Source organism: Methanosalsum natronophilum (genome assembly GCF_024808815.1).
Lineage (GTDB): Archaea > Halobacteriota > Methanosarcinia > Methanosarcinales > Methanosarcinaceae > Methanosalsum > Methanosalsum natronophilum.
This window is the reverse complement of record NZ_JANUCS010000025.1, coordinates 1-12,718: the sequence shown is the minus strand read 5'-3', so window position 1 is coordinate 12,718 and position 12,718 is coordinate 1. Positions and strand designations below refer to the sequence as shown.

The window sequence follows — 12,718 nt, the reverse complement described above, 5'->3', positions numbered from 1 at the left end:
TGTTTTTGTTTGTTTACCAAAAAAACACAGGGGACTTATCCTTTTTATAATATTAGGTTGAAGTGGTAATGGAAAATAGGATTTCTACAGAGCCGATTTTCATTTATTTTATACATCTGCATGAAAATAAAGATGTAGTTTGATTAATTATTGACTATTTTTGAAATTTATCTAGAAAACCAATGCCATAAATTTTGACCTTGCTCATTTTCAATATCTTTAAGTTTAAAATCCTTGCCAGTAGGAGATGATAGTACTGAAGATTTTAAAGTAAACAAATTGCTTCTATTTTGGAATATGTTTCTACTGAGCTCAAGGGCTTGAATGTGATTTTTTTTCATGAAAACCATATATCTATTAATATTTCTAAACCTAATAGTCAACTGATTGTTTATAACTGACGTTTTTGCATTAAGATATCTTGATATTCCTAAACCAATAGCCAGTGGTGTAATAATTAGACCTATCCATAAATAGGTGATATTATATGCACCCAAAAAAATTAGCGCTATTATAGCAGGTAGTGTTGCTCTAAAAACGTACCTTTTCCTAGATCTTTTTGGAAGAGGTGTCATTTCACTGGGGAGTTCATATTCTGGAATAATATTATTCAAAAATTGTTTGAGCTCATTTACTCTAAGTAAGGGAAAGAGTATTGTTACAAAATTTTGTTCTTTAGAGGCGCCACCTGCAACTTCGATATTCAAAGCACTGAGTCCTAAGGGTTGCCTTAAAATTTCTTCTTTAACTACCAATGCTTGCACACGGTTAATATTTACATTAAATTCTTTTTGCTCAATTATACCCCAAGAAATAGTTAAATCATCTTGGAATCTCCTTACAGTGAAATTAGTATACTGAATTACATATATAACAGTCGATACAATCCATGATAAAACAAATAAGCCTAACAAAATTATAATAATAATGCCAATATCAAAACTTCCATTAGGTGTTATTTGATCAACCAAATATAGCATTATTTCTTCAGGTATATAAGGATAAAATTGCGAAAACAGCGCTGCAATAATAGAAAATAGTAGCATAAACCTACCAGATGTGGCACCTGCCAAGAATAAATCAAAAAAGGACATCCTGTATTCATTATAGTCTTTATAGTTCGTTTTATCTGAATCATGGATACCTAGCTCTTTATTTTCATCACCATTCTCCAAATAAGATTTTATGGTCTTTGTTTCAGCCATTGTTACAGCTATTAGATGCAACTCAGAATCTGCCCCTCCACCTGCAGTTACAACCTGAACGCTTGCAACCCCTAACAACCTTTTGAGAATATTTGTCTGTACGTTGACAGATTGTACACGTTCTTTTTTGATAGAACGTTCTTTTTTGAATAGTAGACCTCTTTTAATGTGAAAATAGCCCTTATCATAAGAATATTTATATAAATACCAATTAGTAGTTGCTTTAATTAAAAATAAGACTAAAATAGCAAATAAAATCAAAAAAATACTTGTTAAGCTAAGGGTTGCTAAATTTTCACCAATCGATATTATGAAAATAATTACCGGCGGAATACTATATACCAAGTTTCTAAGAGCCTCTATAAGTATCATTGAAGGATGTTGTCGTTTCCAATTAAACATCCTCATCACTCACTCTAGCTAGCTCAGATATTTGTCCCATCAGTTCAGATGCTCTTTTTTTTGATAAAGCAGGTATACGATGATCAGTTGCGGCTGTTGAGATCTTTAAGGTTGAAAGGCCAAAATGACGCATCACAGGTCCATATTCAGTATCTACATGCTGTATTCTGGTCATTGGAATTAATGTTCTATGTTTTATAAATATACCATATTGTATATCAACTTCATTTTCTCGAATTTCATATCTCCAGAATCTAAGCCTAAGATATGGAGCTATTACAGCAACCCAAATAGTATAAACTACTACAAGTAATGCACCAAGTTGTCCCCAAAGAGAAGACAACTCAAACATATCTTGCACGTACATAATAAAGAACATAACGACTACAATAAGAGCTATACCTTCTGCAAGACCATTAATAAACCATACTTTAATAGCTCTATGGTCAATCTTCTCCTTAGGTTCATCATTTAGCATTTAGCGTCTCCATTAGTATTGACACTCAGATATTAAAGTAACTTTTTTATTTATAGTTATTCAAAATAATATCCATTATTTATTAATAAATGAAAGAACAATCACAATAGAACCAAGAAAAATACCAAATGCACCCATTATAATCCCCGAGGCCAAATAGTAGAAACTAGCTAATATTAACATAAGGCCTACTATAAAAGCAAACACATTAAATATCGAGTTGATCATAGAGTTAAAAAATACCATAAATGATATGATGAATACAAACATATTAATGATTAAAAGAAAAATATTACCGAATTTGGTTATACGAACTATTATTTCATATTAATAAATATCAATGACTTGAATCAAATCATTAATATTAATCATAAACACTATAAATGATTTATATTAGGGGATTATCTGATTTATACACTAATTAGGAACTATTTCTTTAATAATATTATGCTGTTTGACTAATAACTATAGGTTATTATATATATTTCTAATTCTTATCAATATATTGTCAATAACGTTGCCAACCATTTATTGACATATAAAGCCATAAATGAACTAATATCTCCGTTTCCTTGCTCAAAAAAGAGAGATTCATTTTGTTACCTAATGGCTTTATGGCATTAAATGCCAAAATATACTCGACAGGGGAAGTAAATCCCCTTTCATAACTTTTTTAGAAAAATAATGGAAAGGTTTAATTTAGTCTTTAAACATTATATAGTTATAATGACCATTATATGTTATAATGTTAAGTTATATTATTTGAACTCTTAAAGGGGTTATTGAGATAAAATGAAACAACGTAGTTTATTAACTTTAATGCTTATTGCTGTGCTTTTTTTCGCCTTCATTGGTCTTAGTACTGCACAAGCATCGAATGATAATGATGAACCTAAAACTATCCAGATAAGAATGCAACAATTGGTTTTTATACCTTCAGAAGTAGAAATCAATGTAGGAGATACAGTAGTCTGGCGAAACCTTCAAACTGATCCACAAAGAGTTTTCACTTTAGTTAGTGAAGATGGGTTATGGGAAAGCACATCTGTAACATATAGGAGAACAATGACCTATACGTTCAATGAAACAGGTACATATGATTTTTATGTTCGAGAATTTCCTGCAAGAATGTCTGGAACTATAACTGTAAATCCAAGATATAATGAGCCTACTGCAAGATTCACTGCTAGTCCAAGTGAAGGAGAAGTACCATTAGAAGTAACTTTCAGTGATGAATCTGAATACGCATTCGAGCATTACTGGGAATTCGGAGATGGTGAAACTTCTGATGAAAGGGAACCAACTCACATATACAATGAACCAGGAACATATGATGTAATATTGACAGTTGCCAATGATGTTGGTGAAGATAAAACTGCAAGGCCAATTATTGTCCGAGCACTACCAGAAAATCCAAAAGCTAAGTTCACTGCTAATCCAAGTGAAGGAGAAGTACCATTAGAAGTAACTTTCAGTGATGAATCTGAAAATGCATTCGAGTACTATTGGGAATTCGGAGATGGTGCAACTTCTGATGAAAGAGAACCAACTCATATATACAATGAACCAGGAACATATGATGTAACATTGACGGTTACAAATGATGTTGGTGAAGATACTTTTATACAAAGTATCACAGTAATAGATCCTGAAGATACGATTCCAGGATTTGGTGCTGCATTATTAATTATATCCATAATTATAGCTACATACCTAGTAACAAGAAAGGATTAAATTAGAAATTGCTGGAAATAAAAATATCGTAAATGTTTTTCCTAAGCTTATAATCAATTTCTAATATTTTTTTTAATTATACAATCCATATCCAAACAGAAAGGGTTCTTTATTGTAGAAGTATATAAGCAAAAACCAAATGATGTTAGAATAAGATGTAATTTGTAAAACTATATCGCCGATTCACTTATAACATTGTTTAACATATATAGTGACAATTATTATTGGATTGACTGATTAATGATAAAATTAAAAGATTCTCTGATGCTCGCACTTGGTAGCATTAATAGTGCTAAACTAAGATCTGCATTAACCACATTAGGAATTATTATAGGAGTGGCAGCTGTAGTAGCTAACGTTTCGTTGGGTGCAAGTTTTAACCAGTATTTTACCGATGAGCTTGGTGAAATTGGAGATAATTTCATTATTATTTTTAGTGATGAAAGAAATCTGTTTGGAGATAGCCAGCTTGATGTAATTAAAAGAACACCTGGTGTAGTAGGTGTATCTCCAATAAAGCAGCAAACTGCTGAAGTTACTTTCATGTCTACTTCTAGACAGGTCAATATTCAAGGGACAACCCAGGATTATGCCGATGTTGCAAATATACAATTAGCTAGTGGTAACTATCTGAGTGACAAAAATCAATTTGTGGCAGTAGTTGGTGATGAGATTGCTAATGAAAGATTTGATAGAAGAATAAATACAAGAAATTCTATAGATATCTCATTAAGAAGAACTGATGGAACAGTAGTTACACAAACGTTTAGAGTAGTTGGTGTGATAGATAGTCCTGACTCCGAATTTGTCCAGTCGGGTGCTGAGCCAGATACTAGAATATTTATTCCAATATCTGTAATGAATCAGATGTTAGATGAAACTGATTATGGTGGTTTTTCAGCTAAAACAGCAACTGCTGAAGAAGTGAGAACAGTATCAGATGAAATCGACAGAAACATTGCTCGTAGTGTAGGAGTTTCAGCGAGAAACATTGACGATGATGATGTTAAACCTTATAGTATTTTTAATCAAGCTGATATAGTAGAACAATTAGATGAAGTATCGAATGCTTTAACTGTCCTCATAACTTCAGTAGCTTTAATAGCACTTTTGGTTGGATCAATTGGAATCATGAACATCATGTTGGTAACAGTAACTGAAAGAACCAAAGAAATTGGTTTAATGAAATCACTTGGTTTTACATATACTGACCTTCTCAGTCTTTTCATAGTAGAAGCAATTATAATTGGAGTTATTGGTGGAATATTTGGAACACTACTTGGCTTGGCAGGATCCTTTGCAGTTGAATTATATCTAGATTTGCCACACCTTTTCCCAGTGACACTTATTGTAGCTGGTTTCATGATATCTGTTGTAATTGGTCTTATTGCAGGAATTTATCCTGCTAATAAAGCCGCAAAAATGAATCCAGTTGATGCTTTAAGACAAAATTAAAATTATTCATTGAAATATTTACGGATAAATCATTGCATCTGAGCTAGAAGTTTATATTATATCAATTGTGCATATACCCCAATCACTAAATTTATAGCGTTTAAGTGCATCGAGTTTATCATTCTTTTTTATGTAGAACACATATAGCATATAGGGTAGTTCATGTTGACTATGAACTCTCAGCCTACACATCTATATTTACTTAATAAAGTATAAAATAAGTGAAACTTTTTAAAATCCATATTTATTTTAGTAATCATTATAGTTAAATGTAGTTGTACTTTTAAAGTTAAAAAACTTCTAATAAATTGTTCATTTTCATTATTTAGGTTTGTTTGCTATAACCATCTAATTAACAATAAAAGTAAACTTCAGAAAAAGAAAAAACAGATTATAATAACTTATTTCGATTTAATATCCTTTGAGCCATTTTCACTGTTCTTCATTTTCTTTTTGTAATATACTACACCTGCTCCTGCCAAAAGGCCAACAAATACAACTAAGATTAACCATGTTACAACATTGGATGGAGCATCAACTTCCCGTACCTCGATAGTGTTTACAAGATATTCATGATTATTTGGACCATTTCGATAACTTGCAATCACGTCTACGGCATATGGTGATTCAGCATTTGAAACTTGATTAGCATCAATATCTATAGTAAAAAGCTCATCAGTATCCATACCACCTATGAAGTATTCTGATGGTGAAAAGCTTAAATCGTCTGATTCTAGTCTTACAGAAACTCCTGAAAGCGAGTCTGAATGGATATTTGCAACATCAAATTCAAGTGTACCTTCTCCATTTTCCAAGGTGAGTGAGTTTGAAGGTATCACTTTTAAAGAGGATTGAGAATCTACCTTTATAGGTATTTGCCAATTAGTATTATATGAGTGCGAGCTTCCTAACATTGAAAATTCAACTAGATGTGTACCAACGGGGGCATCTTCAGATAATTCAATTGTGTAATGAATCCTTATCTTGTCACCCGGACCCAACACACCATCACCTCTATAGGAGTCACTTATAACTTGAATGTTTTCATTACTAGAAAGTGAAGCCGCCTGAATTCTAGCATTAGTATCATATTCTTCTCCATCAAAAACAACTGTACGTTCAGTAGCACTGTTACGTACTTCCAAAATAACTGTACCTGTATCACCGGGCATTAATACATTAGGTTCAGTTTGGGACGATACTAATTCCAATGTGCCTCTACTATCAAAAGTATCAGTACCGACTCTAATATCGAAAGATTCTTCAAGCCAAGCTCCTCCTTCTTCAGCCTGATATCGTATTTTTATGGTTCCTACATCAGGTTTAGCAGAATCGTCAACATAAAGTCTATATTCATGAATTCCTGTCCTTCCTGGGGGTATAGTTCCAAAGTTCTTTTTTGCATTATCCGGTGAGTCTAAGGAAAATGGAAATTCTGGTATTAATTCAATAGTAACATCATCTGCTACTGATGTGCCAGCTCTTGTTGAAGCTTTATTATCAACTTTTACCCAAACACTAACAAATTCACCTATTTCTGAAGGATATGGTTCATACTTTAGCACATCAACTTGTATGGTATTCGATGATGATGCTGAACCTATAGATATAAAAGTTAATAAAAAAACAAAAATCAATGTTATCAATATAGCATTTTTTAGAAATGTATTATATTTCATATTTATCCCCAAAGTTAAAATTTACCAGTTAATTAATTCTATCATCCTCAATAACACCGTCTCTAAGATAAACTATCCTATCAGCATATTCGGCTATTTCAGGATCATGTGTAATCATTACTATAGTACTTCCTTCATTATGTAAATTTGTAAAAATATCAAGAATTTCCTGGCCTGTTTTTGTATCCAAATTACCAGTAGGTTCATCTGCCAAAATCAAAGAAGGTTTATTTATAAGTGCACGAGCGATTGCTACACGTTGTGACTGACCCCCTGACAGTTCATTTGGTTTATGATACATTCTATCTGATAGACCCACTAGACCTAATAACTCTGTAGCTCTGTTTTCTGGGTCAACACCCTCTTTCTTATTAGCAAATGTGGGTAGCTCAACATTTTGGATAGAATTTAACCTTGGAACCAAATTAAAGTTTTGGAAAACAAAACCTATCTCTAAGCCCCTAATCAAAGCTAGCTCTTTATCAGTTGCTCTAAAAATATCTCGGCCCATAATATTAAATGTGCCACAAGTTGGTCTATCCAGAATACCTAAAATGTTCATCAATGTGCTCTTACCAGATCCAGAAGGCCCCATTATAGCAAGAAATTCACCTTTTCTCACACGGATATTAACATTTTTCAATATTTGTACTTCCATATCTCCTATCTGATAATTCTTACAGATATTCTCAGCATCGATAATGAGTTCTTTACTCGAATCTAAATCGGTCTTTTCATTTAAGCAACATTCTTCCATAAGTATCTCACAGCTATAATGTTACTACCATATGTTCTTCACGACTTATTAAGATAACTATAAGACTGTTTGAATTTATCCACCTTAAATATATTCATGCTAATATTTTAATATAACCGCAACCTTTAATTAAATGAATCAAGTCCGCCATACAGTTTATATAAGTACATAATGGGCAAAATGTTTGAATATGTTTTGAAAGACTTTTTTTGAATTAAAAAATAATTGCATATTATAGTTCCATTTATTTTATAATTAATATGTTTTTTACAGCCAGCTCGTTAAACATGCATTTTATTCCAATTCTTTTAGAAAAATTCTTATTTTTACAGGGTCTTCATTACTGCATTTTTGTTAGCACTTTAATTAACTCCTACTTTATGGTATAATTAAAGCTGTCTTGTTAAAGGTTTTACAACAAAAGAGTAAATGAGCATATCAGGTAGAGAGCATTTTAGAAGCTATTAAACTTGCAAGTCTTAATCTTATTCCTTAGGTTATCTAGTGCAATGTTTTTCCATCATAATTTTTTTTAGAGGTGAATTATTTATTATTAAATCTTATAAAAAAGAGTTACATTGGTTTATAATAGGAGGAGTCATGTGGGTATTCTATATACTCATTCTTATTTTAGCACTAACTACCGTTCCCTATTCACTAGTACTAGATACTTAACTGCTTTGCAAAGTTTTAAAAATATATATTTTTCTTAAGAATAATCCAGCATCTGTAATCGGGCTATAGAAAACTTTAATCATTTTTATATATCCCTATCTGCTTTTGATGGTTTAGTTGAACTAAGGGAAATAAGGTATACTGTAATCATACTAATAGTTATATCAACATTAATATCTTTTTGGTGGACTTATGATTATTATATTGAAAGGGACAAATCTAGAGCTGAACCTCATAAAAGTACTTAAGTATAGATATTAAATCTAATATGATTATATTTCTTAAACTAGTAATTTCCTGAAAACTTATATTGTATTTAGTTATGCATGGATATCCTTTATATATTTTTAATCAACTATTTGTTCACAGATAAGGTTTAAAGGGTAAAATACATGCAAAAGACATTGCAGAAATATTTCGGATATTCAGATTTTCGTTATTTACAAAAAGAAATCATAAGTGATGTTTTGAAAGGTCATGACACTTTTGCATTAATGCCTACCGGTGGTGGAAAATCATTATGTTATCAACTACCAGCATTGATTAAAGATGGTGTTACTGTGGTAGTTTCACCATTAATTTCCTTAATGAAAGATCAAGTCGATGGTTTAAAAGCAAATGGAATTTCAGCTGAGTATATCAATAGTACATTAACATATAAGCAGATTAATGAAATCAAAGATAAGTTGGTGAAGAAAGAATTAAAAATACTCTACCTTGCACCCGAAAGATTGCTAATGAGTGATATAATTAGTCACTTAAAAAAAACATCCATAGCATTGTTCGCAATTGATGAAGCGCACTGTATTTCAGAATGGGGACATGATTTTCGACCAGAATATAGAAAGTTAAGTATTTTAAAAAAACATTTCAAAGATGTACCTATAATAGCGCTTACTGCTACTGCCAGCCCTAGAGTTCAAAAGGATATAGTTACTCAGCTAAAGCTCCGAGATTGCAAAATATATAAAGGCAGTTTTAATCGCGTAAATTTATCATACTATGTAAATGAAAAGAGAGATACCTATAAACAAATCAGGAGATTTCTCATAAGGTATAGAAATCAATCAGGGATAATTTATTGTCAAAGCCGTAATGCAGTTGAAAAGATTGCTAAGATGCTACAATCTGATGGGTTTAGAGCATTGCCATATCATGCAGGACTTTCAGATAATGTAAGAGAGCTTAATCAAAACCTTTTCATTCAAGACGATGTGGATATTATCGTTGCAACCGTTGCTTTTGGTATGGGTATCGATAAGCCAAATGTACGATTCATCATTCATTATGATTTACCAAAGAACCTCGAAAGTTATTACCAAGAAACAGGTCGAGGTGGTCGTGACGGCCTCCCATGTGACTGTATTTTATTTTTTAGTTATGCAGATAAGCACAAGATTGATTATTTTATAAATGAAAAAAAAACAAAAGAAGAAAGGAATGCTGCATCTTTACAACTTGATGAAATGATAAATTATTGTGAAAGTAGTATATGTAGAAGAAAAAAATTGCTTAAATATTTTGGTGAAAAATATGAATTCGATAATTGCAGTAAATGTGATGTCTGTCTCGATCCAAAAGAAGCAATTGATGCTGCTCCTTATGCCAAAAAAATAATTGACTGTATTGATGAAACTGGTCAGAGTTACGGAATTAATTATATTGTTGATATCTTAAAAGGCTCAAGGTCGAAAAAGATTCTTACCAAGAACCATCACCTTTTAAAATCATACGGTTCAGGTAAAAACTTAGCTAAAAATGTATGGATTTCCATTATTAATCAACTCATCAGTTTAAAAGTTTTAGATCAATCAAAAGGTAAATATCCGATTTTAATTCTTAATACAACTAGTGAAGACGTTTATCATAATGATTATACACTTAAGCTAACTTTACCAACAAAAGCCACTCGTTTTAAGTCAGAGAAAACTATTTACGATGAAAGTATACCAGGCTTGTTTGAAAGGTTAAGAGATTTGAGAAAATATATTTCAGATGTGAACAAGGTTCCACCTTATATTATCTTCTCTGACAGAAGTTTAATAGAAATGGCATCTAAATTACCAATGAATGATGATGATTTTTTGAATATAAGTGGAGTAGGTGACCACAAATTGGAGAAATATGGGCACATATTTATGGCTGAAATTAAAAAGGTTAAAAAGGAGCATGAAAAGTCCTGGGATCCTAAAAAGATGAACATTGAAGATGATGTGGCTGAGAAGAGTTTATGAAACTAACTCTAAATGAATCTAAGGTTGTTCTATGGAACAGATATCAGATCTATTAATCACCCAACTATACTTCTCAGATGGTTTAATTGCATACCTGCTAGTATTTATTTTAGCAGCAATACCACTAGTAGAAATTTTGGTTGTTATCCCCATAGCTATTGCTGTTGGACTTGATCCATTTTTAGTAGCTATAAGTGCATTTGTTGGTAATTTAGTACCTGTCTATTTAATTATAATAGGTTATATAAACATAAAAAAACTTGAACATAAATTAAAGTCTAAAATAAGTTGTCAAAACATATCAACATCTAAGAGAAGGCAAACTTCTCTTCATATATGGAACAAGTACGGAATTCCAGGAATTTCAATAATCTCACCCATAATTACAGGTACTCATTTAGCAACAATTATGGCTCTAGTATTTGGAGCAAAAATTAGTTCATTAGTAATATGGATGTGTATAAGTCTTTTAGCTTGGACAGTCTTACTAACAGTTTTATCGTATTATGGAGTGCAATTTATATTATGAGCTTCTAACAATATAGTACAAAGTATTTTTTAGGAGAGAGGACAATGACTGAAAATTCACTTAAAATTATTGAAAATAACGATGAAGTACTTTCCATTTTAATAAAAGAAGCAAACATGAAAGCATTTGAAACTGGAAGTATTCCCCTGAAATACAAATATATCATTGCTTTAACTTTAGATGCATCCAAAGGAGCTGTTGATGGGGTAAAAAATCTAACACAAATGGCTATTGATGAAGGTGCTACTAAAGAAGAAATATTTGAATCATTAAGAATAGCCTACTTTATTACAGGTGTTGGAAGTATCTTCACTGCAGCAAATGCATTAAAAGAAATATTCGATGAGTAATTACTAAGCATAATTCGTACAATTATTTTCATAAATTACAAAAATCTGCAATCTTTGGCTTAAGTGACTTAATAGAAACCTTAAAATGATTGGTTATGTATTAAGTATATTTTTTTACTACATTGAGATTTTAATTTCCATAAATCGGTTTAGCACATAGGTACTTTTTGACATAAATTAAAAGGAGAGTTTGAAAAAATGCTTTCATTTTAAAATGATGTTCTGAATAGTAGTTTCTTTTAAGTAATGATTAATTCAAAGTAAAAAAGTATACCCTAGCATAACTAGCTCGATAAATACTAGTATTAAAAAAAATTTCCCTATTATTAAAGGTAACACCATTTTTTTTATGGGAAATGAATAAATTCCAAGAACTATAGATATAGCATCACTAGGTAGAGGAGTTAAAGAATAAACAAATATAAGAAATACAATCTCTATATCTTTCAATTTACTCATCCAATTCCTTAACTTCTCAATTATACTAGCATATTTTGCAGGTGCACATTGAGAGCCACTCTTTGCCAAGTAATAGAATATTAAGTCACCAAACAATAGACCAATGCTAGCATAAAGTGCTAACCAAACTATATTGACACCGCCAAACGCAATAGTTGCAAGTGAAGTATAAAAAAAGGTGGTTGTAAACATTGATACGCCACCTATCATTGCTAATAAAAAGATAAAAATATAGACATTCCTAATACCTAAAATTTCAACTATTTCTGTGGGGTGGTAAAAATAAATTATTAAAGACCATACAATAACCAGTGAAATAAGAAATAGAAATGTGTTTTTATTTTTTCCATGGTTCAAAGTACCATATTGATCTATTTTACAGCTTGAACCAGTATTAGAAGTATCTATCATGATTCCCCATATAGCTTTCTATATCCTATATTTAATCTCAGATATAGTTTTATATTTTATACATTTATGAAAAAGTTATGTATTTATTTTTATAAGTTTGTACCTAATAAATGGAATTATTATTTGTAGCATTGAAACTAAACTTTTTTACTTTTATGTGAGAATATTCATTAAAGTTAGAACTCAATAATTAATTAAACCTTCCAATCTTAATTAAATTAAACGGGGCTGTCAAAAACTTTGGGGTTGCAAAGTCTGAGCTAATTAATAACAATAAATATATATTATTAAAGTAGATATGGTTTTGTGAAAAACCATATCATATCCACTTTCAAATCTCATATTAGCTC

At 31.1% G+C, this 12,718-nt stretch carries 10 protein-coding genes; 5 read left to right on the top strand and 5 right to left on the bottom strand.

Features of this window, described 5'->3' with window-relative positions; all coding sequences use genetic code 11:
* Window positions 1–167 precede the first annotated feature (167 nt).
* Both J2T59_RS09815 and J2T59_RS09810 read right to left on the bottom strand, forming a co-directional pair.
* Complete coding sequence (locus J2T59_RS09815; RefSeq protein WP_259135757.1) at window positions 168–1,550, bottom strand: PH domain-containing protein; 1,383 nt, start codon at window positions 1,548–1,550, stop codon at window positions 168–170.
* 49 nt (window positions 1,551–1,599) lie between these two features.
* Window positions 1,600–2,085 carry a PH domain-containing protein gene (locus tag J2T59_RS09810; RefSeq protein WP_259135756.1) on the bottom strand — a complete coding sequence of 162 codons (486 nt, stop codon included), beginning with the start codon at window positions 2,083–2,085 and terminating at the stop codon, window positions 1,600–1,602.
* Window positions 2,086–2,877: 792 nt separating this feature from the next.
* On the opposite strand from J2T59_RS09810, the gene J2T59_RS09805 reads away from it, so the two are divergent.
* Together J2T59_RS09805 and J2T59_RS09800 are read left to right on the top strand one after the other, a co-directional pair.
* The gene (locus J2T59_RS09805; RefSeq protein ID WP_259135755.1) at window positions 2,878–3,819 is read left to right on the top strand and encodes a PKD domain-containing protein; all 942 of its coding nucleotides are present in this window, start codon (window positions 2,878–2,880) and stop codon (window positions 3,817–3,819) included.
* Window positions 3,820–4,059: 240 nt separating this feature from the next.
* Window positions 4,060–5,274, top strand: coding sequence for an ABC transporter permease (locus J2T59_RS09800; protein ID WP_259135754.1), 1,215 nt, complete (start codon window positions 4,060–4,062; stop codon window positions 5,272–5,274).
* A 401-nt stretch (window positions 5,275–5,675) separates the two neighbouring features.
* On the opposite strand, the gene J2T59_RS09795 is transcribed toward J2T59_RS09800, so the two are convergent.
* Both J2T59_RS09795 and J2T59_RS09790 read right to left on the bottom strand, forming a co-directional pair.
* Window positions 5,676–6,953 carry a COG1361 S-layer family protein gene (locus tag J2T59_RS09795; protein WP_259135753.1) on the bottom strand — a complete coding sequence of 426 codons (1,278 nt, stop codon included), beginning with the start codon at window positions 6,951–6,953 and terminating at the stop codon, window positions 5,676–5,678.
* A 28-nt stretch (window positions 6,954–6,981) separates the two neighbouring features.
* A complete protein-coding gene (locus J2T59_RS09790) occupies window positions 6,982–7,710 on the bottom strand; it encodes an ABC transporter ATP-binding protein (RefSeq protein ID WP_310572675.1) in 729 nt (242 codons plus the stop codon).
* A 1,067-nt stretch (window positions 7,711–8,777) separates the two neighbouring features.
* On the opposite strand from J2T59_RS09790, the gene recQ reads away from it, so the two are divergent.
* Genes recQ through J2T59_RS09775 form a run of 3 tightly spaced genes read left to right on the top strand, consistent with a single transcriptional unit; the run spans window position 8,778 to window position 11,498 of the window.
* Window positions 8,778–10,619 (top strand): DNA helicase RecQ, encoded by a 1,842-nt coding sequence (recQ, locus tag J2T59_RS09785; protein ID WP_259135752.1) that lies wholly within the window; start codon window positions 8,778–8,780, stop codon window positions 10,617–10,619.
* 31 nt (window positions 10,620–10,650) lie between these two features.
* Complete coding sequence (locus tag J2T59_RS09780; RefSeq protein ID WP_259135751.1) at window positions 10,651–11,148, top strand: small multi-drug export protein; 498 nt, start codon at window positions 10,651–10,653, stop codon at window positions 11,146–11,148.
* Window positions 11,149–11,192: 44 nt separating this feature from the next.
* Window positions 11,193–11,498 (top strand): carboxymuconolactone decarboxylase family protein, encoded by a 306-nt coding sequence (locus tag J2T59_RS09775; RefSeq protein ID WP_259135750.1) that lies wholly within the window; start codon window positions 11,193–11,195, stop codon window positions 11,496–11,498.
* 255 nt (window positions 11,499–11,753) lie between these two features.
* On the opposite strand, the gene J2T59_RS09770 is transcribed toward J2T59_RS09775, so the two are convergent.
* Window positions 11,754–12,368, bottom strand: coding sequence for a VTT domain-containing protein (locus J2T59_RS09770; RefSeq protein WP_259135749.1), 615 nt, complete (start codon window positions 12,366–12,368; stop codon window positions 11,754–11,756).
* Between the last annotated feature and the right edge of the window lie 350 nt (window positions 12,369–12,718).